The 22,885-nt window shown below is 61.3% G+C and carries 25 protein-coding genes; 17 read left to right on the plus strand and 8 right to left on the minus strand.

Annotated features, from left to right (window positions below):
* Positions 1-394: 394 nt before the first annotated feature.
* A complete protein-coding gene (locus QA637_RS05275; RefSeq protein ID WP_153442290.1) occupies positions 395-823 on the plus strand; it encodes a CBS domain-containing protein in 429 nt (142 codons plus the stop codon).
* Positions 824-1,048: 225 nt separating this feature from the next.
* Here the strand turns inward: QA637_RS05275 and QA637_RS05280 are convergent, their stop codons facing one another.
* The 3 genes from QA637_RS05280 to folE all read right to left on the minus strand — a co-directional run bounded on the left by QA637_RS05280 (position 1,049) and on the right by folE (position 3,510).
* Positions 1,049-2,011 carry a patatin-like phospholipase family protein gene (locus QA637_RS05280; protein ID WP_283064166.1) on the minus strand — a complete coding sequence of 321 codons (963 nt, stop codon included), beginning with the start codon at positions 2,009-2,011 and terminating at the stop codon, positions 1,049-1,051.
* A gap of 303 nt (positions 2,012-2,314) precedes the next feature.
* Complete coding sequence (gene hisI / locus QA637_RS05285) at positions 2,315-2,767, minus strand: phosphoribosyl-AMP cyclohydrolase (RefSeq protein WP_283064167.1); 453 nt, start codon at positions 2,765-2,767, stop codon at positions 2,315-2,317.
* A gap of 125 nt (positions 2,768-2,892) precedes the next feature.
* Positions 2,893-3,510 carry a GTP cyclohydrolase I FolE gene (gene folE, locus QA637_RS05290; RefSeq protein WP_153442293.1) on the minus strand — a complete coding sequence of 206 codons (618 nt, stop codon included), beginning with the start codon at positions 3,508-3,510 and terminating at the stop codon, positions 2,893-2,895.
* 340 nt (positions 3,511-3,850) lie between these two features.
* Here folE and QA637_RS05295 point away from each other — a divergent pair, with 340 nt between their 5' ends.
* The 6 genes from QA637_RS05295 to QA637_RS05320 all read left to right on the plus strand — a co-directional run bounded on the left by QA637_RS05295 (position 3,851) and on the right by QA637_RS05320 (position 8,853).
* Positions 3,851-4,297 carry an iron-sulfur cluster assembly scaffold protein gene (locus tag QA637_RS05295; RefSeq protein WP_153442294.1) on the plus strand — a complete coding sequence of 149 codons (447 nt, stop codon included), beginning with the start codon at positions 3,851-3,853 and terminating at the stop codon, positions 4,295-4,297.
* Positions 4,298-4,300: 3 nt separating this feature from the next.
* Entirely contained in the window at positions 4,301-4,651 is a 351-nt protein-coding gene (gene yidD / locus QA637_RS05300; RefSeq protein WP_283064170.1) for a membrane protein insertion efficiency factor YidD, read from the plus strand.
* Between the two features lie 93 nt (positions 4,652-4,744).
* Positions 4,745-5,152 carry a DUF2267 domain-containing protein gene (locus QA637_RS05305; protein WP_283064880.1) on the plus strand — a complete coding sequence of 136 codons (408 nt, stop codon included), beginning with the start codon at positions 4,745-4,747 and terminating at the stop codon, positions 5,150-5,152.
* A 4-nt stretch (positions 5,153-5,156) separates the two neighbouring features.
* Positions 5,157-5,696 carry a DUF1697 domain-containing protein gene (locus QA637_RS05310; RefSeq protein WP_283064171.1) on the plus strand — a complete coding sequence of 180 codons (540 nt, stop codon included), beginning with the start codon at positions 5,157-5,159 and terminating at the stop codon, positions 5,694-5,696.
* 233 nt (positions 5,697-5,929) lie between these two features.
* Positions 5,930-7,912 carry a threonine--tRNA ligase gene (gene thrS / locus QA637_RS05315; RefSeq protein WP_153442297.1) on the plus strand — a complete coding sequence of 661 codons (1,983 nt, stop codon included), beginning with the start codon at positions 5,930-5,932 and terminating at the stop codon, positions 7,910-7,912.
* A 101-nt stretch (positions 7,913-8,013) separates the two neighbouring features.
* Positions 8,014-8,853, plus strand: a complete 840-nt coding sequence (locus QA637_RS05320) for a lysophospholipid acyltransferase family protein (protein WP_283064882.1) — start codon at positions 8,014-8,016, stop codon at positions 8,851-8,853.
* Positions 8,854-9,004: 151 nt separating this feature from the next.
* On the opposite strand, the gene QA637_RS05325 is transcribed toward QA637_RS05320, so the two are convergent.
* The gene (locus QA637_RS05325) at positions 9,005-10,006 is read right to left on the minus strand and encodes a hypothetical protein (RefSeq protein WP_283064173.1); all 1,002 of its coding nucleotides are present in this window, start codon (positions 10,004-10,006) and stop codon (positions 9,005-9,007) included.
* Positions 10,007-10,106: 100 nt separating this feature from the next.
* Here QA637_RS05325 and QA637_RS05330 point away from each other — a divergent pair, with 100 nt between their 5' ends.
* Together QA637_RS05330 and QA637_RS05335 are read left to right on the plus strand one after the other, a co-directional pair.
* The gene (locus QA637_RS05330; protein ID WP_153442300.1) at positions 10,107-10,691 is read left to right on the plus strand and encodes a nitroreductase family protein; all 585 of its coding nucleotides are present in this window, start codon (positions 10,107-10,109) and stop codon (positions 10,689-10,691) included.
* On the plus strand, positions 10,691-11,293 hold the full coding sequence (locus QA637_RS05335; protein ID WP_283064175.1) for a flavin reductase family protein: 603 nt from the start codon (positions 10,691-10,693) through the stop codon (positions 11,291-11,293). The genes QA637_RS05330 and QA637_RS05335 overlap by 1 nt, the downstream gene beginning before the upstream one ends.
* A 30-nt stretch (positions 11,294-11,323) precedes the next feature.
* Here QA637_RS05335 and QA637_RS05340 read toward each other — a convergent pair whose 3' ends face one another.
* On the minus strand, positions 11,324-12,061 hold the full coding sequence (locus tag QA637_RS05340; protein ID WP_283064176.1) for an aldolase/citrate lyase family protein: 738 nt from the start codon (positions 12,059-12,061) through the stop codon (positions 11,324-11,326).
* 72 nt (positions 12,062-12,133) lie between these two features.
* On the opposite strand from QA637_RS05340, the gene QA637_RS05345 reads away from it, so the two are divergent.
* Positions 12,134-13,273 (plus strand): DUF2336 domain-containing protein, encoded by a 1,140-nt coding sequence (locus QA637_RS05345; protein WP_283064177.1) that lies wholly within the window; start codon positions 12,134-12,136, stop codon positions 13,271-13,273.
* Between the two features lie 30 nt (positions 13,274-13,303).
* Here QA637_RS05345 and QA637_RS05350 read toward each other — a convergent pair whose 3' ends face one another.
* Positions 13,304-13,738, minus strand: coding sequence for a hypothetical protein (locus tag QA637_RS05350; RefSeq protein ID WP_283064179.1), 435 nt, complete (start codon positions 13,736-13,738; stop codon positions 13,304-13,306).
* A 239-nt stretch (positions 13,739-13,977) separates the two neighbouring features.
* On the opposite strand from QA637_RS05350, the gene QA637_RS05355 reads away from it, so the two are divergent.
* A complete protein-coding gene (locus QA637_RS05355) occupies positions 13,978-14,448 on the plus strand; it encodes a GNAT family N-acetyltransferase (protein ID WP_283064181.1) in 471 nt (156 codons plus the stop codon).
* 50 nt (positions 14,449-14,498) lie between these two features.
* Here QA637_RS05355 and parE read toward each other — a convergent pair whose 3' ends face one another.
* Complete coding sequence (gene parE, locus QA637_RS05360) at positions 14,499-16,562, minus strand: DNA topoisomerase IV subunit B (RefSeq protein WP_283064182.1); 2,064 nt, start codon at positions 16,560-16,562, stop codon at positions 14,499-14,501.
* Between the two features lie 211 nt (positions 16,563-16,773).
* On the opposite strand from parE, the gene QA637_RS05365 reads away from it, so the two are divergent.
* From QA637_RS05365 to QA637_RS05390, 6 genes are all read left to right on the plus strand, one after another.
* The gene (locus tag QA637_RS05365; RefSeq protein ID WP_283064184.1) at positions 16,774-17,703 is read left to right on the plus strand and encodes an alpha/beta hydrolase; all 930 of its coding nucleotides are present in this window, start codon (positions 16,774-16,776) and stop codon (positions 17,701-17,703) included.
* 11 nt (positions 17,704-17,714) lie between these two features.
* Entirely contained in the window at positions 17,715-19,028 is a 1,314-nt protein-coding gene (locus tag QA637_RS05370; RefSeq protein ID WP_153442306.1) for an FAD-binding oxidoreductase, read from the plus strand.
* A 302-nt stretch (positions 19,029-19,330) separates the two neighbouring features.
* Positions 19,331-20,008 (plus strand): winged helix-turn-helix domain-containing protein, encoded by a 678-nt coding sequence (locus tag QA637_RS05375; protein ID WP_283064186.1) that lies wholly within the window; start codon positions 19,331-19,333, stop codon positions 20,006-20,008.
* Positions 19,992-21,386 carry a sensor histidine kinase gene (locus QA637_RS05380; protein WP_283064188.1) on the plus strand — a complete coding sequence of 465 codons (1,395 nt, stop codon included), beginning with the start codon at positions 19,992-19,994 and terminating at the stop codon, positions 21,384-21,386. Before QA637_RS05375 ends, QA637_RS05380 begins: the two co-directional genes overlap by 17 nt.
* A 184-nt stretch (positions 21,387-21,570) precedes the next feature.
* Entirely contained in the window at positions 21,571-21,822 is a 252-nt protein-coding gene (locus QA637_RS05385; RefSeq protein WP_283064189.1) for a DUF1344 domain-containing protein, read from the plus strand.
* A gap of 51 nt (positions 21,823-21,873) precedes the next feature.
* Positions 21,874-22,128, plus strand: coding sequence for a hypothetical protein (locus QA637_RS05390; RefSeq protein ID WP_283064191.1), 255 nt, complete (start codon positions 21,874-21,876; stop codon positions 22,126-22,128).
* A gap of 156 nt (positions 22,129-22,284) precedes the next feature.
* Here QA637_RS05390 and QA637_RS05395 read toward each other — a convergent pair whose 3' ends face one another.
* Positions 22,285-22,884: a YceI family protein gene (locus tag QA637_RS05395; protein WP_283064193.1), complete on the minus strand. Its 600-nt coding sequence runs from the start codon at positions 22,882-22,884 to the stop codon at positions 22,285-22,287.
* Position 22,885: the final 1 nt, after the last annotated feature.

A 22,885-nucleotide genomic window follows, 5' to 3' on the forward strand; every position in this document is an offset into this window, starting at 1 on the left:
TCCCGAATTGTTTCAGGCTGGATTCACAAATGTGATGTCCGCGAGATCCGACCGGTCGGGCGACAAGGCTTGATTTCCCCAGGTCGCTGGAGCACCATTCCCTACGGTCGCCTAAATACCACAGCGTCCTTTGGACATGCGGCGCTGGAGAGAGGGCGAGCGTGCAAGGCTGGGTGTCGGCCTGGTTTCGTGCGGGAGAGGCGCGAAGGCCAATGATCGGCATCGGAATTGGGGCGGGTTCCTGCGGCAACTCTGCACAGATATTTGATTGTGCAGAGGCTCGGGGTGTTACGGCGACCATCAAGCATCCAAAGTGACGTTCGGCGCTGCAAGCACAAGAGACGGCCAGAACCTCTTCCCACCGGCCCGGCGTGGTGTAACGGGAGATGTGTGGATGTCAGTAAGAGCGATTCTCAACGAAAAAGGCCACAACGTCGTGACTGTCACGCCGGACGTGACAGTTCATCAGGCCGCGACCATTCTACATGGCAATCGTATCGGGGCGGTCGTCGTTGTCGATCCGGACGATCATATCGTCGGCATTCTCACGGAGCGCGATGTCGTGGCTGCGATCGCCAAATACGGGGCCGCATGTCTCGACAGCTCGGTTTCCTCCGTCATGTGGCAGAACGTCTATTGCTGCCGCGAGGAAATGTCCATTGCTGCGCTGATGGAAATGATGAGTAAGCTGCGCGCACGCCACCTGCCGGTGGAAAAGGAAGGTCGCCTGGCCGGCATCGTTTCCATCGGTGACGTGGTGAAGCACCATATCCGCGCAATGGAGCACGAGACCGAACAGATCAAGGCTTATATTGCAGGTTAAAGGCAAAGGGCGGCGCGATGCGGCCCTCCGCACGCGCCTTTGACGTGCGCAGCTTGTCATGCGCTCACGTTTGGATTGCTGGATGTCCCTATCCTTGAATAGGCGGCCTCCACGCTAGCGCATCGGCCCGAAAATCGGACCCGATTTTCGGAAAGCACGATGCGTAGACTCAAAGAGTTAAAGCGTCCTTTGTGCGTCCTAAAGGATGCACGGCGCTGTGGGGGGTTAGCGTACCAGGACTTCCTGCATGCGTCGGATTTCCGCGAGCTTCGCCTTCGCTTCGTGATAGCCACGGTCGATCGCCTCACCGGCGCGATGAAATTCCGAAAGACCAATGTCGTTGAGCTTTGGATGGAGGGCGAGATCCGGCGGATCGCCAGCAAGCCGGGCGCGCGAGATGCGATCCTGGATAATGTTGAAGGCCTGAACCATGACGCTGGTCATGCCGAGGCGTGCTGAGTAATGCGTACTGTCCTTGATCGGCGCATCCACGGCTTCCATGCCGGCATTGTGCTTGACGACGGCCGAGCGTCCATAGAGGTCGTAGTTGAGGTTGACCGCGACGACGAGTTGCTGCTCGTAAGCGCGACAAACCGAAACCGGAACCGGGTTGACCAAAGCGCCATCGACGAGGATCCGGCCATTGGCGCTTATCGGCTCGAAGATGCCAGGGAGCGCATAGGACGCGCGGATCGCGGTTATAAGCGAACCTTTCTCGATCCAGACCTCATGGCCGCTGTGAACTTCGGTTGCAACCGCAATGAAGGGGCGATCGAGTCCTTCGATATTGAGGCCTTTCAGGTGCTCCTGCATGCGTTTGGTCAGTCGCAGGCCGCCGAACAGACCGCCGCCGCCGATTGCAAAATCGAGCAGGCCGGCAATGCGCCGCACGGTGAGAGAACGGGCGAAGGTCTCCAATTCGTCCAGTTTGCCGGCGAGATAGCAGCCGCCAACGAGGGCGCCGATCGACGTGCCGGCAATCATGCCAACTTCGATACCATCTTCATCGAGCGCGCGCAGAACGCCGATATGCGCCCAGCCGCGCGCTGCGCCACCACCCAAGGCTATGGCAATCTTCGGTTTCGGGGGGTGGGAGACCGGTGCTGGAGGAGCAGTTGTAAGCGAAGAACCATCCGGCTCGGATAGATCGGTAATCTGGTTGCTACGCGTGAATGTCCAGTTCAACATCCGGCACCTCCAACATCGCCGAATAGACTACTAAGTGCGCGCGTCTGGTAGGAGGTCCCTGCCAAGCCGGCGATGGTGCCGTCTTGTTCGAATTCATTGCTGAAAGACTGGCACCCCAATTGAGATATACCACCGTTCCCGCCGTCAATTTTGGCGGACGCGATAAACATTCTATACAGCCTGCAACACTTTTCGCTTCGCCGCAGTTTCGACGGTAACCATCTTCATGAATAATGATTAGGCGCCCGTTTGGTTGCTAAAAAATAAATATAGCACGCGCGTGAACCAAGAAAACGCAGATACTTAATTTTTGCTGTAAACCGTTGCCGGATCAAAATGCCGGTGGTCGTCCGTGATCGCCACCGTGGCCTTGCCCTCTTCGACGCCGACCGTGCGGTAGAAGCAAGAGCGGCGGCCCGTGTGGCAAGTGGCGTCATGGCCGGCGACCGACACTTTCAGCCAAATGGCGTCCTGATCGCAATCGGTCCGTATTTCCTGGACGGTCTGCAGGTTGCCCGAACTCTCACCTTTCTTCCACAGCCCCTTGCGCGAGCGGCTGTAGTAGTGCGCAATGCCGGTTTCGATAGTCAGCGCGAGCGCCTCGGCGTTCATATGCGCGACCATCAGCAACTCCCCGTCGCGCGCATCGGTGACGACGGCGGTAACGAGTCCCTTCTCGTCGAAGCGCGGGGTAAAGGCCGGCCCGGTCTCCAGCGCGGCCTTGTCCTCCGAGGGGGGATCGAAGGTGAGCGTCATAATTCAAGCTCCTTGGCTACAGCGCCGTGCGTCCTGTCAGATGCACAAAGGGCGCTGCAGCACTTTGAATTGCTGCATGTTTTTATCCCTAGACCGGCTACAATTAAGGAAACATGCAGCGGGGCTTACTTGAAGCCCCTGAGCATAGTCATGAAACGAGCCTGTTCGGCCGGGTCAGCCTGGAAACTACCGGTGAATGTCGTCGTCAGCGTTGTCGAGCCCTGCTTCTGAACACCGCGCATCGCCATGCACATATGCTCCGCCTCGATCATGACGGCAACGCCACGCGGTGCGAGCGTCTCGTCAATGGCCTTGGCGATCTGTGCCGTCATCGTCTCCTGCGTCTGCAAGCGGCGTGCATAGATGTCGACCACACGGGCGATCTTGGAAAGGCCAAGCACGCGGCCATTCGGCATGTAGGCGACATGCGCCTTGCCGATGATCGGCACCATGTGATGCTCGCAGTGGGAGAAGAACGGAATGTCCTTCACCAGCACCATGTCGTCGTAGCCGGCGACTTCCTCGAAGGTTCGTCCGAGTACATCTTCTGCTGCGAGCTCGTAGCCGCCGAATAGTTCCTTGTAGGCCTTGACGACACGCGCAGGCGTGTCTTTAAGACCCTCGCGTTCCGGATCGTCGCCCGCCCACCTGAGCAGTACGCGAACGGCTTCCTCGGCCTCCTTCTGCGTCGGTCGGCCGCTCGTATCGTCGAGCAAAGGAAAATTCTTCACTATGGCGTCCATAATGGCCCCTTTAAGCAATACGGGATTGCTGACGTTTTATCTTTCGGACAACTCGCCACTGGCCATTCGCCTAACCCTGCAGGCTTGGGTTCCGTTGGCGGGCTCCGGGGCTTTCGGGTCCTGGCTTAGCAGTGCACTGGACCGTCCGGCACGGTTTCCCAAACAACAGGCGACTTAATGCTCCCTTGCGGAACTGTCGCCCCAACACGACATAGCATATAGTATGGTGCCACATGGATGAAAGAGGCCGAATGTGCAGTGCGGTGCTTTTTTCCTGTGTACCGGAGAAAATCATGCGCCAATTACCCAAAACCGCGAAAAATGAGCCGGATCGCGTCAAATGATGGATGACATCTACAACAACAGAATTCTCGAGTTTGCTGGCAACATCCCTCGCATCGGGATGTTGGCGGACGCTGACGCCGAAGCGGCGGCACATTCGAAGCTGTGCGGCTCGAAAGTAAGGATCTGGCTGAAGATGGAGGGCGACGTCGTGACCGACTTTGCCCATGACGTCAAGGCATGCGCCCTTGGGCAGGCTTCGTCCTCGATCATGGCGCGCCATGTCATCGGCGCGAACGCCGGTGAAATCCGAAGAGCCCGTGAGGAGATGCTGGCCATGCTGAAGGCCGATGGCGAAGGCCCGTCTGGCCGCTTCGAGGACATGCGGTTCCTGAGGCCCGTTCGGGACTACAAGGCGCGCCATGCCTCGACCATGCTCACCTTCGATGCGGTGGTCGACGCCATAGGCCAGATCGAAGCAAGGCGGCTTGCCGCCGCGGTCTGAAGAATGTGCGCTGAACCTCACCATGATCATGCCCTCCGCCCGACGGTTCGCACCAGGGGGCGGAACTGGTCCGGCCCGTTTCGCAAGACGCCGGGGCGGCTCTTCGGCATGGCCCTCATTCGCGCCTATCAGCTGACGCTGTCAAATTTCGTAGGCAACTCCTGCCGGCATCTGCCGACCTGCTCGGAATACGGATTCGAGGCGGTTGCTCGCCATGGTCTCTGGGCCGGCGGTTGGATGACGCTCTTTCGCGTGGCGCGATGCGGCCCGGGCGGGACCCACGGCTTCGATCCGGTGCCGGAAGAGCTGACATCACGCCAGATCTGGTATGCGCCATGGCGCTATTGGCGCTAGCGCAGGATGGGGAAACGTGTGTGCGGTTTTCCGCTCGCATCCCGCTCTAACACATTGGAATCGAAGGGAGGACCGCCTGCCGTGACGATACCGATGGAATACCGACAGGCCTCTGCCGATTTCGACCGGTTTATTCTGGACGTGCGCGAGATCGCCGGTCTTCAAACCACCAATCAGGCCTACACCATGGTGCAGGCGGTCCTGCAGACTTTCCGCCGGCGCCTCGATGTTCCCGACGCCCTGCTTTTCGCAAATGTCCTGCCACCGGTGCTTCGCGCGATCTTTGTCACCGACTGGGATCTGGAAGAGCCGCAGATGCCTTTCGCCGGTCGCTTTGCGATGACGCGCGAGGTGCAATCGCTCCGTCCGGACCACAACCTGTCCCCTGATACCGCAATCGCTGATGTTGCGGCGGCGTTGCGTCGGAACGTTGACGAAGCGACACTGGATCGCGTGCTGGCGCGACTGCCCGCAGGCGCGACCGATTTCTGGCGGGCGTGACAGGATGAAGAGCTATGTGGCCCTGCTCTATAGCATTATCCTTGGGGACAAGCGGCGCGTCGTCATGACTGACCTGCGGGCCATGGCCGAGCGGCTCGGCTATCTTGAACCACGCACCCTCGTCGCCACCGGCAATGTCGTTTTCGACGCGCCCGAGAGACCTCTTGCCGAAATTGAGGCCGAACTGGAATCGGCGTTTGCCGTGAAGTTCGGTCGCCACATCGACATTATCGCGCGGTGCGGGGAGGGTTGGCAGAAGCTTGCAGCAGGCAACCCGTTTCCCGCCGAAAGCGAGGCCGATCCAACGCGTGTCCATGTTCGCGTGATGCGCTCACCGCTTCACCCTGAAGTGCCCGAAATGTTCCGCGGCCATTGTACGCGGGGTGAGCGCATGGAGGTCATCGGTGGTGACCTCTGGGTGGATTTTGGCGGAAAACCCAGCGAATCGAAGCTGCTTGGCGTCCTCACCACCAAACGGTTGGGCGTCGGCACGTTCCGCAACTGGAATACGGTGCGTGGTTTGCGCGGCATGCTGTCCGGTTGACCGCTGCATGCGTCCTTAGATCGTAGCCGATTTAAGGACAAAAGCATGCAGCACTTCAAAGTGCTACAGCGTTCCTTTTTGCGTCCGATAGGACGCGCGGCGCTGTAGGCCGCTCCTTTACTCGACAGTCAAAAACATTTATCAGGCGCGCGTCGATAATCGGCGCTGCAGTCATGCAGGGGCCGGCAACCATACCACCCGCATTCGTTGGCGGGACTGGATAGGAGATCATGATGTCGCATACCGTTTCCCTCACATTTCCTGATGGCTCTGTTCGCGAATTCGCTGTTGGCACGACCGGTCGCGATGTGGCCGAGTCGATTTCCAAGTCGCTCGCCAAGAAGGCTGTCGCGATCGCGCTCGATGGTGAGCTGCGCGACCTTTCAGACGCCGTGATCGATGGCCGCATCGAGATCGTCACGCGCGAAGACAAGCGCTCGCTCGAGCTCATTCGTCACGACGCCGCCCACGTCATGGCGGAGGCGGTGCAGGAACTGTGGCCGGGAACGCAGGTGACCATCGGTCCTGTCATCGACAACGGCTTCTATTACGACTTCGCCAAGAACGAGCCCTTCACGCCCGATGACCTGCCCGTCATCGAGAAGAAGATGAAGGAGATCATCGCGCGCAACAAACCTTTCACCAAGGAGATCTGGTCGCGCGAGAAGGCGAAGGAGGTCTTTGCCGCCAAGGGCGAGAATTACAAGGTCGAGCTCGTCGACGCGATTCCCGAAGGCCAGGACCTCAAGATCTACTACCAGGGCGACTGGTTCGACCTTTGCCGCGGACCGCACATGGCCTCAACGGGCCAGATCGGCACGGCTTTCAAGCTCATGAAGGTGGCCGGCGCCTATTGGCGCGGCGACAGCAACAATCCGATGCTGACACGCATCTACGGCACCGCATGGCAGACGCAGGAAGAGCTGGATCAATACCTGCACGTGCTTGCCGAAGCCGAAAAGCGCGACCATCGCCGCCTCGGCCGCGAGATGGATCTCTTCCATTTCCAGGAGGAGGGCCCCGGCGTCGTCTTCTGGCACGGCAAGGGTTGGCGCATGTTCCAGACGCTGGTCGCCTATATGCGCCGCCGACTGGCCAACACCTATCAGGAAGTCAACGCGCCGCAGGTATTGGACAAGTCGCTGTGGGAGACGTCGGGCCACTGGGGCTGGTATCGTGACAATATGTTCAAGGTGACGGTTGCCGGCGACGAGACGGACGATGACCGCGTCTTTGCCTTGAAGCCAATGAATTGCCCGGGCCACATCCAGATCTTCAAGCACGGCCTGAAGTCCTACCGTGAATTGCCGGTCCGGCTCGCCGAGTTCGGCAACGTCCACCGTTACGAGCCGTCGGGCGCGCTTCACGGTCTGATGCGCGTGCGCGGCTTCACGCAGGATGATGCGCATGTCTTCTGCACGGACGAGCAGATGGCGGCCGAATGCCTGCGTATCAACGACCTCATCCTGTCGGTCTACGAGGACTTTGGCTTCAAGGAAATTGTCGTCAAGCTGTCGACGCGACCGGACAAGCGCGTCGGCTCCGATGCCCTATGGGATCGTGCCGAGGCTGTGATGACGGATGTGCTGAAAACGATCGAGGCGCAGTCCGAGGGCCGCATCAAGACCGGCATCCTGCCGGGCGAGGGCGCGTTCTACGGTCCGAAGTTCGAATACACGCTGAAAGACGCCATCGGCCGTGAATGGCAGTGCGGCACGACTCAGGTCGACTTCAACCTGCCGGAGCGGTTCGGTGCCTTCTACATCGACAAGGATTCGGAAAAGCGCCAGCCGGTCATGATCCACCGGGCCATTTGCGGCTCGATGGAGCGATTCCTCGGCATCCTGATCGAGAACTTCGCCGGCCACATGCCGCTCTGGATCTCGCCGCTGCAGGTGGTGGTCGCCACGATCACGTCCGAAGCCGACGACTATGGCCGCGAGGTTGCAGCGCTTCTGCGTGAGGCGGGGCTTACCGTGGAAACGGACTTCCGCAACGAGAAGATCAACTACAAGGTCCGCGAGCATTCGGTGACGAAAGTGCCGGTGATCGTCGTCTGCGGCAAGCGCGAGGCGGAAGAGCGTTCGGTCAACATCCGACGCCTCGGTTCGCAGGCGCAGACCGCGATGTCGCTCGACGAAGCGATCGAATCGCTTTCGGCGGAAGCGATGGCCCCGGATCTCAAGCGCAAGGCGGAAAGGAAAGCCCGGGGCTAACGCCCCGGGACCTTTGTCCTGTCAGAAAACTGTAATGTTCCGGGATTATGCCGATGAAAGGCACCGCCCAGCATGGGCGGGCAAGCGCGAAGCGGTTTTCTGTGCAATTCAAAGAATTGTCGTATGCGAATGAGAATGATCCGCGCCTGAAGCGCTGGTTCATTCGCTCCGTCGAGGGCCTGTTCGGTCGCAACCGCTACGCCAGGCTCTATGCGCGCTGGCGCGCCGATAGCGTCGGCAAGAGCGATCGTGTCTTTGGCGACATGCTGCAGTTGATCGACCTGCGCATGCGCGTCCAGGGCGAATGGCCGCCGCGCGATTTGCCCGACACGCCGCTCGTCATTGTCGCCAATCATCCCTTTGGCATCGGCGATGGCATTGCCGTTCTTTCTCTGGCCGAACAACTCGGGCGCCCGTTCCGGGTGTTGATCCACAACGAACTCCTCAAGGTGTCCGAGATGGCACCCTATTCGCTCCCCGTATCGTTCGAGGAGACCAAGGAGGCGTTGGCGCTCAACATGGCGACGCGGCACGAGGCGGTGCGGCTGTTGAAGGATGGGGTCACCATCGTCGTTTTCCCCGCAGGCGGCGTTGCGACGGCGAAGAGAGGTTTCGGCAAAGCCGAGGACCTGCCGTGGAAGATGTTTCCGGCGAGACTGATCCAGGCTGCCCGGGCGAGCGTCATTCCGATCTACTTCGAGGGGCAGAACGGACGGCTCTTTCATCTCGCCAGCAGGGTTTCGCTGACACTCCGGCTTTCATTGCTGATCCGCGAATTCCGGCGGCTGTCGGGCACGACGATTGCCGCCCGCATTGGCCGTGTTCTTGCCTGGGAAGAACTGTGCGCCCTTGGCGATCGCAAGGACCTGCTTGCGCGGATCTATGATGCCGTGTTCTCGATGGCGCCCCCGCGTCGCCGTCTCCTCAGACGCGCCGGATGACGTCGAATCAGCAGGCTTCCGCTACAGCGCCGCGCATCCAATCGGACGCGCAAAGGTCGCTGTGGCGCTTTGAATTGCTGCATGATTTTATCCTTAAATCGATTCCGATTTAAGGAATCATGCAGTAGGTAAACGCAGGCGACCGTTCGCGTCAGTCTTGCGCTTCCGCGTCCGCAGGGGTGTTGGCCGCGTCGTTCCCGTTCAGAAGCACTTCAACATCGGTGTTGACGCCGGCCTTCACGGTGAAATCGCGCTGATAGATCTTGTCCTTGTTGCGCGCCACGGCGGTATAGCCGCCTTCGGCGAGAACGAGCGTCGGAAACGCGCCGACGCTTTCGCTGACGACGTCGCCCGACGAGGTGAGGATCGACCAGGCCGTATCGGCGATCGCTTCGCCGCCCGCCTCCGATACGAGCTTCAATGTCAGCTTCGCTGCGCGATGCTGGATCGTCGCTTCGGTCAATTTGCCGCTTTCTACCTGAATGTCGGCGCGGATCACGGCATTGACCGAGCCGTAATCGGAGACGACGTGATAGGTCCCGGCATTGAGCCGGATGACGGTGTTGGGCTTGACGTCGGCGATGATCAAAGCCCGCTCTCCGTCTTCCTTCACGTCGGAGGAAAAGATCGAAAAACTGAGTTCGTTCGGCGGGATGCGGACATCGCTGCCGGAAACGGCATTGAGCGTCACGCCGCCGGCGTCGAGCACCAGCACCTGCTTGTCGAGCGTGCCTTGCTCGGGAACGCGGATCTTGCGGGTGGCGCCGGCTCTGCCGAATGCGACATTGACGAAATATTCGCCGGGTACGAGGTTGAAGGCCGTCGAGCCGCCTTCGGAGGTGGCGAGCAACGGCAGCTTTCCGTCGCTGTCGGGAATCGGGCTGAAGACACGCCATGTCAGGCCTGACTCGACCGGCTGCCCTTTCGCGGTCAGCAACGCCTCGAGCTTCACGTCCTTGACTTCACCTCCCTGGGTCGGGTCGGAAATCAGCGGGTTGAAACTTGTGAGCTTCGGCATTTTGCGTGTGCCGGTAATCGACGGGAAGCTCTTGAAGGCGTCGGTAGGGTCTTCTGCGAGCGCATGTCCAGCACAGGCACTGACGAGCATGATCGCCAGGACGGCACTCGGAAAATTACGATGACGGACGCGCATGAGAACAGTTGACTTCCTGACTGGGTGACTCCACTTGAGACGCCGGTATGGCATTTTCGTGGCTGTCGGTCCGGCGGCAAATTAGTGGAAATCAGGCAATATGAAAACCGAAATAAAACTTGTCGATTACCTGGCTTCGCGCAGGTCCATCCCCGCCTTCCAGATGGGCCCTCCCGGGCCGAGCAAGGCGGAGGTCGAGGAGATGCTGAAGCTCGCTTCGCGAGTGCCGGACCACGGCAAGCTCGCGCCCTGGCGCTTCATCGTCTACCGCGGTGAGGAGAGGGCGCGTATCAGCGCCGAACTGAAGAAGATGGCGCTCACCACTAGGCCGGATCTGCCCGAGGACCTGATCAAGGTGGAAGAGACGCGGCTCACGCGTGCTCCGGTCGTCGTCGCTGTGGTCAGCAAGGCCGCACCGCACTTCAAGATCCCGGAATGGGAACAGGTGATGTCGGCGGGCGCTGTCTGCCTCAACCTGCTGATGGCCGCCAATGCACTCGGTTACGCCTCCAACTGGCTCACCGAGTGGTTTGCCTTCGACGAGAGGGCCTATCCTCTCCTGGGTGTCGAGCCGGGCGAAAGGGTCGCCGGGTTCATTCATATCGGCACGGCCATGGTGCCGCCGACCGAACGGCCGCGGCCGGAACTCGCCGATATCGTCACCTGGGTCGGAGAGGAACGCTGATGTTCTACGACACGGCCGCGAACCGGCATGGCCTTCCCCACGATCCCTTCAAGGCCATCGTCTCGCCGCGGCCGATCGGCTGGATCGGCACTCAGGCCGTGGACGGCTCGCAGAACCTCGCGCCCTATTCTTTCTTCAACGCGATCAGCGACCGTCCGAAGCTCGTGATGTTTTCCTCGAGCACTTACAAGGATTCCGTACGCAACATCGAGGAAACCGGCGAATTCACCGCTAGCTTTGCCAGCCGCAACCTGAGTGCCGCCGTCAATCTGACTTCGGTTTCCGCACCGCACGGCGAAAGCGAGTTCGGAATCGCAGGTTTGACGCCGGTCGAGGGCACGCTCGTCAAGGCGCCCTTCGTCGGCGAGGCTTTCGCGGCGCTCGAATGCAGGATGACGGAAACATTCCGGCCCAAGGGTCTCGATGGTGTGGCTTCCGAAAACTACGTCGTCTTCGGAGAGGTCGTGGGCATTCATATCCGTGAAGAAGCCATTCGCGACGGCCGGTTTGACCCGGCGATTGTCCGGCCGCTCGCCCGGCTCGGCTATATGGACTACTGCGATGGCGGCGATGTCTTCGAAATGATCCGGCCCCGGCGCTGAAACCATATCGCTGTCCGCGCTGCGCTAGCTCTATCGGTCGACGCCAGCAGAGTTCCGAGACGACAGCGAGGCGGGATCGAGCAGGGCGACCTGCCGCGACGACTGTGCGGCCACGGCCGAAAAGCCGTTCCTCGCACTCGTCGCGCAATATCGTCTGACGACGGCCTCGTCGTTGGCGTCCCCCGGCAACACGTCATAGGCGGCAATGCCGGCCTCGCGTGCCCTGAGCACAACCGCGGCGCGGCCGGCGACAATCACCGGTGCCGCGTCCATTTCCTCGGAGGGCAGGGCGCAGCCGGCGGATTCGGCGAGCAATGCCGCGCTGAAGATGACCCCCTTGAGGCGTGGCGAAACGCCTTTCAGCGAGTTGGGAGACAACACGCTTTCCGGCGTTGCATACTCCGCCAGAATTTCTAGGCTCCCCTCCGCGATGCCGGCGATCGCTTCGGCAACCTTCAACTGCACATCCAGCTTCTGGACATCGGCGGGCCCGCGACATCCAGCAAGGACGATGCCGTCGATCCTCGACGCAAGGACTCCATCGAGGTCCGCCTCGGTGATGTTCTCGACCGGTCCGATGCGGACGAAGCGGAGCCACGAGGCCGTACGGGCGGGGGCCGCCTCCGAAGCCATATCCCGCATGTCGCCTCCACCGGTTGCGTCGAAGACGATGGCTTGAATTGCACCGAGGATATCCGCCTCCGGGAGCGGTGCGGATGCCGGCAGATAGAGCAGCGGCTTAATGGCTTGCTGGCGGTTAACAGACATGGTGAACCAATCTTAAACCTTTGACCGGTAGGCTTCGAACATTGGGGCTGTTCGGTGTCTAGTGGGGCGTAGGTGATCATACAAGCATTTCTTCGCTGGGCGGAAACGGCGAGAACGAGCGATCGCGCCCGCGCCGCAAGCGCACTGGGGCGCGCCTACATCGAGGCCGGGACGAACGGGATCGACCGGCGCGCCGCCGAAATGGCGATGACCTTCCTGCTCGATGATCCTTCGCCGAGAGTGCGACACGCCCTGGTCGAGGCGCTTGCCGACTGCTTCACGGTTCCGCGTGCCATAATCGTGGCGCTCGCGGAAGACCAGCCCGAGATTGCCTATCTCGCCATTTCCCGCTCACCGGTATTGACCGATGAAGACCTCGTTGATCTGGCCGCGCGGGGAACGGCCGAGACGCGCGCCTTGATCGCGGCGCGCAGCACCGTGTCCCGCTCCGTCGCTGCGGCTATCGCGGAAATCGGCGGCGAGGAAGAGGCGTTGATCCTGCTTGAGAACGAAGGCGCAATGCTGACGCGCTGGTCGCTGAAGAGGATAGCCAGCCGTCTTGGCGATGCAGCGGCTGTCCGCGATCGGTTGCTGGCACGCGCCGACCTGCCGAGCGAGGCCCGCCATGCGCTTGTCGAAAAGGTCGGCGCCGCGCTCACGCTTTGCGGACTCGTGCAAGCCGCGATCGGGGAGGGGCGGGTGCAGCGCGTTGCCCGAGAGGCCTGCGACATGGCGGCACTCGTCATCATCGAGGCAGCCTCGCAAAAGGAGTTGCCTGAACTCGCCGCCCATCTGCGCGAGGCAGGTCGCTTGACGCCCGCTTTCCTCCTGCACGCACTTTGCAGCGGCAGAACGGAATTCTTCTCCGCCGCAATCGTCGATCTTTCCGGTGTCGCGGAGAAGCGCGTCCGCGCGATCCTTTCAGGCGGCCGCGTGCACCCGATCCGCGCCCTGTTCGAAAGTGCTGGGCTCGGGAGGGACGTGAGCGAGGCTTTCGCGGAGGCCGTGCTTCTCTGGCGAAGGGACCTGGGCGAAGCCGCGGACGGCACACCGCAATCCGTCGCCGCCGCTCTGCTTTCCTTCATTCGCCGGCAGTCGAGACCTTCGGCAGCCTTGTGCGCGATGGCCGAGCTCGTGGAACGCCTTGCCTTCGCTGAACAGCGGCAAAGGGCTCGCAACTACGCGCTGCTGGCCGCCCGACATGCCGCTTGAGCACTTCGGTCGGGATTGAGGCTGAAAGGATCAGTCGCCGAAACGGCGTGCAACCCAGGAATAACCATCCTCGATGTAGTGGACGGGCGCGCTGACGATCGCCTTTAGCCTCTCCCGATCCGGAACGGCACCAGTGAGCAGTGCTAAGGCGCGCTTCGGCATGCCCGGCTTCGCTTCAATCGCCTGCGGTTGCGCTGGTGTTTGTGGTGGCAACGGAGACGTCTGCTGTGGGGCGGCGCTGTCCGGTTGAGGGACGGCGGATGCCATCATGTCCGGTCCCGAAGTCTCGCACACGGCAACGACGACCGGATAGTTGTTGTTGGAAAACTTGGGCAGTTCCTGCTCGGATTCCGTATAGCAATGGGCGATCGACTGCCAGTTGCCCTTGACGGTCGAGATATAGTGGCACTGGCTGACATTGTCGTCGCAGCCGAGGATGGTCATGACGATGAGCGCGGCTTTCATGGTCTCTCCGGTCTTTGAGCGGGCTGCGGCTGCACGATCTGGTCGTTGTTATGACTGACTGATTCTTTCCGGAGTGGGGCAAAGTTATTGCGCCAGCGGAAAAAATTGTTGCCGCTTGTTACCGGTTTTGAGATCCCCGACCGCAATCTTGCGTCATTTGTCGTATTGGACAGTCCGGAACACCGCGCTATCCATTGCCACGCATGTCGCTACACAAGACTTCTTTCAAGGAATTGAAATTGACCGCTGTAATCGTTGCCGAGGAAAGCCCCCGCCAGCCGGCCGTCGTGCGCCTGCTCGAATTGTCCGATACCTACGCGGCATCGCTTTACCCTGCCGAAAGCAATCACCTTGTCGATCTCTCCACGCTGGAAAAGCCGACCGTTTCCTTTTTCGTCGCGCGGCGCGACGATGAAATCGTCGGCTGCTGCGCGCTCGTGGAAGCAGGGGACGGCACGGCTGAAATCAAGCGGATGTTTGTCGATCCCGAAGCGAGGGGCCTCAAGATCGGCAAACTTCTACTTGCCGCCCTTGAAGCCAAGGCCGAGACGCTCGGGCTGGTCGCAATCCGGCTGGAGACCGGCATCTACCAGCCGGAGGCGATCGGCCTCTACAAGGCGCTCGGCTACGTGGAACGTCCGCCGTTCGGGAGTTATCTGCCCGATCCCTTGAGCCTGTTCATGGAAAAGCCGGTCCGGCAGACCGCCTGAGCACGACGGCGCGTCCGGATCGGACGCGCATGCAGTCGGCGATGCTCTGCTCAGATGTCCAGATTGTCGGCGAAAACGGCACGTTCCTGTATGAAGCGGAAGCGGGCGTCGGCTTTGGTTCCCATCAGATTGTCGACAGCCTCGCGCGTGCCCTCGAAATCCACGTCGTCGATCTCGACCTTGAGCAGCGTCCGGTTAGCCGGATCCATGGTCGTTTCCTTGAGCTGCGCAGGCAGCATCTCACCGAGACCTTTGAATCGCCCGATTTCAACCTTGCCGCGGCCGTTGAACTCGGTACGCATCAGCTCTTCGCGATGCGCGTCGTCGCGCGCATAGAACGTCTTCGAGCCCTGGCTTAGACGATAGAGCGGCGGGACCGCGAGGTAGAGGTGGCCGCCTCGGATGAGCTCCGGCATCTCCTGATAGAAGAAGGTGATGAGCAGCGACGCGATGTGCGCGCCGTCGACGTCGGCGTCGGTCATGATGATGACGCGCTCATAGCGCAGGTCCTCATCCCGATATTTCGATCTCGTGCCGCAGCCGAGCGCCTGGATGAGATCGGCGATCTGCTGGTTGGCGCTGAGCTTTTCGCGCCCGGCGCTGGCGACGTTCAGGATCTTGCCGCGGAGCGGCAGGATGGCCTGGTTCGCGCGGTTGCGCGCCTGCTTTGCCGACCCGCCTGCCGAGTCGCCCTCGACGATGAAGAGTTCCGCACCTTCCGCCGTGTTCTGCGAGCAGTCGGCGAGCTTGCCCGGCAGCCGCAGCTTGCGCACCGCCGTCTTGCGGTTGACTTCCTTTTCCTTGCGCCGGCGAACACGCTCCTCGGCGCGCTCGACCACCCAGTCGAGAAGCTTCGCAGCCTCCGCCGGATTGTCGGCGAGGTAATGGTCGAAGGGATCGCGCAGGGCGTTTTCGACGATGCGCTGCGCCTCGACGGTCGCCAGCTTGTCCTTGGTCTGGCCGACGAATTCCGGCTCCCGGATGAACACGGAGAGCATGCCGGCCGCCGAGATCATCACGTCGTCCGTGGTGATGATCGCCGCCCGCTTGTTCTGGGTCAACTCCGCATAGTTCTTGAGCCCCTTGGTGAGCGCAATGCGGAAGCCCGCCTCGTGCGTTCCGCCTTCCGGGGTCGGAATCGTGTTGCAGTAGGAATGCACCTGCTGATCGCCGCCATACCAAGTGACAGCCCACTCAAGCGAACCGTGGCCGCCGGATTTTTCCGACTTGCCGGCAAAGATTTCGCGCGTGACGGTGAATTCCTTGCCGAGCGTCGCGGCGAGATAGTCCTTCAGCCCGCCCGGGAAATGGAAGACCGCCCTGTCCGGGATCTCCGAACCTTCCGGCAACAGCGATGGATCACAGGACCAACGGATTTCGACGCCGCCGAAGAGATAGGCCTTGGAGCGGGCCATGCGGAAAAGCCGCGCAGGCTCGAAATGTGCGTGCGGTCCGAAGATCTGCGGATCCGGATGGAAGCGCACTTTCGTGCCGCGACGGTTGTGAACGTCGCCAAGATCCTCGAGGCCCCCTTGTGGGATCCCGCGCGAAAAGCGCTGACGGTAGAGCTTGCGGTTGCGCGCGACCTCGACCTCGAGAGAGTCTGACAGCGCGTTAACGACCGAGACACCGACGCCATGCAGACCGCCGGAGGTTTCGTAGGCCTTGCCGTCGAACTTGCCGCCGGCGTGCAGCACCGTCATTACCACTTCGAGCGTCGATTTGTTCGGGAACTTCGGATGGTTCTCGACCGGGATGCCGCGGCCATTGTCGGTAACCGTCAGGAAACCTTCGGCATCAAGGCTGACCTCGATGAAATTCGCGTGTCCCGCGACCGCCTCGTCCATCGAGTTGTCGATGACTTCGGCGAAGAGATGATGCAGCGCCTTCTCGTCGGTACCGCCGATATACATGCCGGGACGGCGCCGCACAGGCTCGAGGCCCTCGAGCACCTCGATCGCCGAGGCGTCGTAGTCGCTGCCGTCGCTGCTTCTCGGTGCAGGGCGCGGTGCTTCGCCGCCGGTCGGTGGCGCCGGCTTGCGCGCAGGCGCGTTGGCTTCCGCCGGCTTCGGCTTCGGGGGCATTGCGGAAAAGAGGTCGCTGCTGTCGTCCATGGGGTCGTTCAGATCGTTCCTATCGTCTGGCGTCGCGAAGGCCCATAGCAAGTGCTGGACGCTGCCGCCATCTCTGTGTCGCGCGAATCACCCGAATTTTGCCAAAGTCTTGCGCCAGGCGCGAACAAAAGGCGAATTCCGGTATCTTGAGCAGGCAGAATACCGTAAGAGCGTGGGCAATCTGTTTCAGTGTTGCTTTGCGGAAATGGCGATGGCAAGGCATCTACCGAACGAGGGAGGCCGTCGGCTGATTATGTCCACAACTGTTTTTTCCGTCGGGCGCTTGATGGCCGCGCTTCTTTTTCCAAGCTTTCTCGTTGTCGGCTTCGCTGCCGAGGCAGCGGCGCTGAAGCCATACAAGGACGAACTGTTCGCCTATGGCAACGTGCTTGAAGAGGCCGATGGTGGCGATTTCCGCGTCATCGACTACAAGGAACTGCGTGATATCAACGAGCGCGACCAGATCCCGGAACGGCGCGTCAAGCATGCCTATGTCTCCCTCGGCGTCAAGAGCGCGCAGGTCAACGAGACACTCGACCTTGGCGGACGGCGGCTCGATGTCATGCGCGTTGGCCCCGATCGCGGTGCGGCATTCACGGTGATTTTCATCCACGGCCGCGGCGGCGACCGGCGTCTTGGTGCCAACGATTTTTCCTTCGGCGGCAACTTCAATCGCCTCAAGAATCTCGCCGCCGCCAATGGCGGCACCTATTATGCGCCCAGCGTTCGGTCCTTCGATGCGGAAGGTGTCGCCGACATCACGGCCCTCATCCGGTTCGCCGCCGAGCGCTCCGGCGGCCGGCCGGTCGTGCTTTCCTGCGCCTCGATGGGGAGCTTCATCTGCTGGGGCGTCGCACGCGAACAGTCAGCGGTTGCGGCGCTCGGAGGCATGATGATCATGGGCGGTGCCGTCGATCCGAACTTTGCAAAAAGCGCCGCCTATAAGGCGAGATTGCCGATGTTCTTCAGCCATGGCAGCCTCGACAGCGTCTATCGTGCCGAGGATCAGGTGGGTCTCTATCGCTCGCTCAAGGCCAAGGATTATCCGACGCGGTTCGTGTTGTTCGAGACGGGGTCGCACGGCACACCGGTTCGCATGACCGACTGGCGCGATGCGCTGAACTGGATCGCCAGCCGATAGAATGGATCAGCATGAAGATGGTTGAGTTGGGCGGTTCCAACTGGATCGGGCGTCGGCCGCAACGGACCGTGTCGCCGGATGATTTCGAGGATCGGATCGGCACGATCGAACCGATGGCATACCTGCCTTTGGGCAGTGGCCTGAGTTTCGGCGACTGCCGCAGCAACGATCGCGGCACTCTCATTGACGGTTCGAGACACAACCGCATCCTGTCCTTTGATCCGGGAACGGGCCGGATCTCGTGCGAGGGCGGCGTCACCCTCCATGACATTCTTCTGCGAGCGATCCCGCACCGCTTCTTTCTGCCGGTCACACCGGGTACTGCTTTCGCGACAGTCGGCGGTGCCGTCGCCAATGATGTCCACGGCAGGAACCATCACGCACGCGGCGCCTTCGGCAATCATGTCCAGCGCCTTACCCTCTTGCGTTCGACCGGCGAGCGGCTGGTTTGCTCAGCCGAGGAAAACGCCGACTTCTTTGCCGCGACCATCGGGGGCATGGGGCTGACGGGCCTGATCCTTGACGTCGACCTTCAGCTCATGAAAGTGCCGTCGCCGCATATCCAGCGGCATGTGATCCGCTTCGGCAATCTCGACGAATATTTCGCACGCGTCGAGCGCGTCGATGAAGAGCATGAATACTCCATTGCCTGGATCGACCAGCTCGCGACCGGGCGTCGGATGGGAAGGGGCGTATTTCTTGCCGGCGACCACGCAGATGGATCCTGCGAGTTGCCAGACGTTCCCAAGAGATTGCCGCTTTCGGTGCCGTTCGCGCTTCCATTTAATCCCCTGGACACGATGACGATGAGGGCCGTGAACGAATACCGTTTTCGTCGGGAAAGGCCCGCCGAGACCGTGTCGACCGTTACATGGAGCTCCTACTTCTATCCGCTGGACGCGATCGGCTCCTGGAATCGGCTCTATGGCCCAGGGGGGCCGTGCCAGCATCAGAGTGTCTATCCTTCGGAGAATGCGCCCGAGATCACGGCACGGCTATTGGAAGCAGCGCGGCGCGCTGGGCATGCTTCGTTCCTGACGGTGCTGAGACGCTTTGGAGACATCGTCTCGCGCGGCCTTCTTTCCTTCGCACGACCCGGCTTCGCCCTGACATTGGATTTTGCCAATCGCGGTGAAGCAACATCCAAGCTCCTGGACGAGCTTGACCGCATCGTGGTGGACGCCGGGGGCGCCGTAAATCCATGCAGCGATTTCCGCATGAGCCCGCAGACCTTCGCAGCATCTTTCCCCTGCTGCGCAAAGCTGGAAGCCTTGCGCGATCCGGCAATGATGTCGGATTTCTGGCGGCGCATTGCCCATATCTAGCGGGGATGAGGGAAAGTGTACGCGGTTTTCCGCCCGCATCCCGCGCTGGCTTCTTGCAACCGATCACGATGATTTTAGGTCGACCGACCTTAAAACATCGTGATCCAAGGCGCGACCATGCGACGGCTCGCGGCTTTGGCCAAGGCCCGAACTTTACCAAAATGTAATCGATTGTCCGTGTCCTCGAAAGGCGGCATCTGTTAGCCTCGGATGTGCCGGAATTTCATTGCGTGGCTCGATGCCCGACAGCGCGGTCGACATGGACCGATACACACGACGGCTGTCACTTGAATGGTGCAGACATGAAAGTGCTTGTCATCGAGGACGATGCCGAGACAGCGTCTTACATCAGGAACGGTCTCACCGAAGAAGGCCATTGCGTCGATGTCGTGGGAGACGGCCGGAACGGCCTGATCCATGCGACGACGGAAGACTATGACGTCCTGATCGTCGACCGCATGCTGCCTGGGCTCGATGGCCTTGCGCTCGTGAAGGCGCTTCGGGCCGCCGGCAGGCCGACCCCTGTGCTCTACCTCACGTCGCTCGGGGGCGTAGACGACCGCGTCAAGGGGTTCGAGGCGGGCGGCGACGACTATGTTTCCAAGCCGTTTTCCTTTGCGGAGCTTTTGGCGCGCGTGAATGCGCTCGGCCGCCGCTCACCGCTCAAGGAGGAGGAAACGGTTTTGAGGATATCGGACCTCGAGATGGACCTTATCCGTCGCGTCGTTCGTCGCGCCGGCGAAGTGGTCGAACTTCAGCCGCGAGAGTTCCGGCTGCTCGAGGTGCTGATGCGCAACAAAGGCAAGGTGCTCACCCGAACGATGCTGCTGGAGCGCGTCTGGGACTTCCATTTCGATCCCAAGACCAGCGTTGTCGAGACCCACATTTCGCGTCTGCGGGCCAAGATCGACAAGCCGTTTCAGAAGGAATTGATCCACACCGTCCGGAGTGCAGGCTACAGCATTGACGACCACATCTGAACTGTTCAGCCGCACCGCAGCCCGTCTGTCGGTGATCTTCGCTCTGCTGATCGGATCGACGGTGCTCGCGGGGGTGTCCATCATCTATTGGCAGTTGAGCGCAGGGCTCGAGGAGCGGATCAAGTTGAGGGTGATCGAAAATCGCGATGCACTCTCGGCGATCGACAGCAATGACGGCTTTGCGGAGGTTACCGAGGTCGTCAAGCGGGAGGCAGCATCGCGGCGCGCAATGGGCACCATATTGCTGCTCGTCGACGGGGCGGGGACTCCCGTGGCAGGCAATGTCAGCGGAATCCCGGCCTTCCGCGACTGGCGGATCCTCAAGGAAACCGAATTGGAACGCGTCAGCGGCCGAAGCAACCCGGAGGACTCCTATTACGCGCTCTGGACGCCCCTCTCACAGGGCACCCTTCTTGTCGGCGACAGTGACAAGGAACTGCGGGTGGTTCAGTCGACGCTGCTTGGCGGACTGCTCTGGGAACTCGCAGCACTGGTCATCCTGGCCACGGCATCGGGCGTGTTGATCGCAAGACGCGCGCAAATGCAGATCGATGCGATCTCCGGTGCGCTCACCGCGGTTGCCAATGGCCGGCTCGGGCAAAGGGTCGCGCGGCGCTACTCGGGGGACGACCTCGATCGTGTCGCCGAGCAGATCAACGGCACGCTTGATCACCTGCAGCGCCTCATCGAGCGCGTCGACCAGTCCTCGACTGACATCGCACACGATCTCAAGCGGCCCATCGGCAGGCTACGGCAGAAACTCGACATTGCTTTGAGAACGGCCACTGACGCCTCTGCGTTCCGCCGCGAGATCGGCGCCTCACTCGAGGAGCTTGATGTCATCGTCGAAACCTTCGAGGCACTCCTGCGTATCGCCCAGATAGAGGCGGGGGCGCGGCGCGAGCGCTTCCATGCGGTCGACCTCGGAAGCTTGGTGACGGAGGTCGCCGACATCTATCGACCGGTCGTGGAGGATGCCGGCGATGTGCTTGCTGTCGATGTGTCAGGCTACGACGGCCCGCTCGCCAGCGGGGATAGCGAACTGCTCATCCAGCTTGTCGTCAATCTCATCGAGAATGCCATTCGCCATTGTCCGACGGGCACAATGATCCGTGTCGCCTTGGAAGGCGGTCAAGAAGGCCCGCGGATCGTTGTCGCCGACAACGGCCCAGGCATTCCCGCAAGTGAGCGCGAGAACGTGTTTCATCGTCTCTACCGGCTCGAAAAATCGCGTTCGACGCCGGGCAGCGGATTGGGTCTCAGCCTCGTGGCAGCCATTGCGGACCTGCATGGCGCCAAGGTCACTCTCGCGGACAACCGCCCGGGACTCGTTGTTGAGATCGATTTCCCTGGCCCGAGCATGGCGCGCAGCGGCTGAGCCGCGGGAGGCCGACCGAACACCACGCACATTTTCCCTCATCCCCCTCTGCCATTGCCGATTCCGACATCCTTACGAATCCGTAAGCGCGGGGCCAACGTCCGACAATGTACGGCGGGCGATAATCTGAGCGATCGGGGCCTGTTACAGCCCCCGTCAAGAAGAGCAATGGAGAACTACCATTATGATCAAACGCGCCATTCCCGCCGCGCTGCTCGCTGCGATGCTCGCGGCCCCGGCCTTCGCCGCAACGATGACTGGCACGATCAAGACGATCGACCCGGCCAAGAACGATATCGTTCTTCAGAGCGGCGAGACATTCACGCTGCCCGCCAAGTTCGACCTCAAGAAGCTCAAGGTCGGCGAAAAGGTGAGCGTCACTTACCTGAAGCACGGCGGCTCGATGATCGCTTCCAAGGTCGTGGCGGCGAAGTAGTCGCCGGTATTGAGATGGGCAACTGCTGATCCATCCAGAGGAGCAGAAGTCATGAGCACCTTTGTGAAATCGACCGTGCTGGTGGTCTTCATCGGGTTTGGGGCTGGTGCAGCCAGCGCCGCCACCGTGTCTGGCACGATCGAGCACGTCTATCCGCGCCATAACACCATCATGCTGAACGATCATCTCTTTCGCATGAGTACCCGGGCCTTCGATTCGGCACGGATGCGTCGGGGCGAGGCTGTGCGTGTCACCTATCATTGGAGGCATGGACACCGCTGGGCGACGGAGATCAGGTCAGTCTGACCGGCCGACCGCCTCTGGTGCGGCTGCGCCCCCTGGCTCTGATTTGGGCGCGGCCGCATCGGTCCCGCTTGGCCGCGAACGTCTCGGTGTCTGTTGCCACTCGTACGACACACGGAGACCGCTTGTCGTAAGCGCTCGCGGATCGGGGCCGGACGGTCAGCGCTTCTGGCCCCTTATGTTCATGTCGAACTCGACCACGTTGGAGTAGATGGGTGTTCCGACGTCCATGCCGTAGGGTGCGCGGCGGATGCTGCCGCGGATGGTAAAAGCGATCGAGCGCTTGTTCCAGTCGGTGAGCGTCACCTCAAAGCGCTCCTTGCGGGCCTTGCCGCGCGCCGTCAGCGTACCCACTACGGTTGCCGAATCGGCTCCAGTCTGTGTGACGCTGGTGGATCGGAAGGTCACCGTCTGATAGTTGGCCGTGTCGAAGACGGCGCTTGAGCGCAGGAAGTCCTCGATCCGTCGCTCGCTGGACCTTACGCTCTCTGGATAGAGGGTGAACTCGACCGAGGATCGCTCTATGTTGTTGCCATCTATCCGGAAGCCGCCCGAGAATTTTGCGAATTTGCCGGCGATGCCGCCGCCGCCTCCAGCCTGCGCGACGCTGAATTGGACGGTCGAAGAGTTGGCGATGCGGTAGTTGCCAGCCGCGTCGGCAAGCGTCGGCGCGGCCGCGGCAGCCGCCGGCGTCGTTGCCATGGCGAGGAGGGCGAACGACCATATCGCTTTAAAAACGGGCCTGCGTGGAGTCATCATG

Source organism: Sinorhizobium terangae (assembly GCF_029714365.1).
GTDB classification, from domain to species: Bacteria; Pseudomonadota; Alphaproteobacteria; order Rhizobiales; family Rhizobiaceae; genus Sinorhizobium; species Sinorhizobium terangae.

Coding starts and splice junctions, on each gene's coding strand:
- QA637_RS05280 (WP_283064166.1), bottom strand. CDS start 2,011: ATGTTGAACTGGACATTCACGCGTAGCAACCAGATTACCGATCTATCC.
- thrS (WP_153442297.1), top strand. CDS start 5,930: ATGTCGCATACCGTTTCCCTCACATTTCCTGATGGCTCTGTTCGCGAA.
- QA637_RS05330 (WP_153442300.1), top strand. CDS start 10,107: ATGAAAACCGAAATAAAACTTGTCGATTACCTGGCTTCGCGCAGGTCC.
- QA637_RS05295 (WP_153442294.1), top strand. CDS start 3,851: ATGATGGATGACATCTACAACAACAGAATTCTCGAGTTTGCTGGCAAC.
- QA637_RS05370 (WP_153442306.1), top strand. CDS start 17,715: ATGAAGATGGTTGAGTTGGGCGGTTCCAACTGGATCGGGCGTCGGCCG.
- QA637_RS05340 (WP_283064176.1), bottom strand. CDS start 12,061: ATGTCTGTTAACCGCCAGCAAGCCATTAAGCCGCTGCTCTATCTGCCG.
- QA637_RS05390 (WP_283064191.1), top strand. CDS start 21,874: ATGAGCACCTTTGTGAAATCGACCGTGCTGGTGGTCTTCATCGGGTTT.
- QA637_RS05310 (WP_283064171.1), top strand. CDS start 5,157: ATGAAGAGCTATGTGGCCCTGCTCTATAGCATTATCCTTGGGGACAAG.
- QA637_RS05325 (WP_283064173.1), bottom strand. CDS start 10,006: ATGCGCGTCCGTCATCGTAATTTTCCGAGTGCCGTCCTGGCGATCATG.
- hisI (WP_283064167.1), bottom strand. CDS start 2,767: ATGACGCTCACCTTCGATCCCCCCTCGGAGGACAAGGCCGCGCTGGAG.
- QA637_RS05350 (WP_283064179.1), bottom strand. CDS start 13,738: ATGAAAGCCGCGCTCATCGTCATGACCATCCTCGGCTGCGACGACAAT.
- QA637_RS05395 (WP_283064193.1), bottom strand. CDS start 22,884: ATGATGACTCCACGCAGGCCCGTTTTTAAAGCGATATGGTCGTTCGCC.
- QA637_RS05275 (WP_153442290.1), top strand. CDS start 395: ATGTCAGTAAGAGCGATTCTCAACGAAAAAGGCCACAACGTCGTGACT.
- QA637_RS05385 (WP_283064189.1), top strand. CDS start 21,571: ATGATCAAACGCGCCATTCCCGCCGCGCTGCTCGCTGCGATGCTCGCG.
- parE (WP_283064182.1), bottom strand. CDS start 16,562: ATGGACGACAGCAGCGACCTCTTTTCCGCAATGCCCCCGAAGCCGAAG.
- yidD (WP_283064170.1), top strand. CDS start 4,301: ATGTGCGCTGAACCTCACCATGATCATGCCCTCCGCCCGACGGTTCGC.
- QA637_RS05305 (WP_283064880.1), top strand. CDS start 4,745: ATGGAATACCGACAGGCCTCTGCCGATTTCGACCGGTTTATTCTGGAC.
- QA637_RS05365 (WP_283064184.1), top strand. CDS start 16,774: ATGGCAAGGCATCTACCGAACGAGGGAGGCCGTCGGCTGATTATGTCC.
- QA637_RS05375 (WP_283064186.1), top strand. CDS start 19,331: ATGAAAGTGCTTGTCATCGAGGACGATGCCGAGACAGCGTCTTACATC.
- folE (WP_153442293.1), bottom strand. CDS start 3,510: ATGGACGCCATAGTGAAGAATTTTCCTTTGCTCGACGATACGAGCGGC.
- QA637_RS05335 (WP_283064175.1), top strand. CDS start 10,691: ATGTTCTACGACACGGCCGCGAACCGGCATGGCCTTCCCCACGATCCC.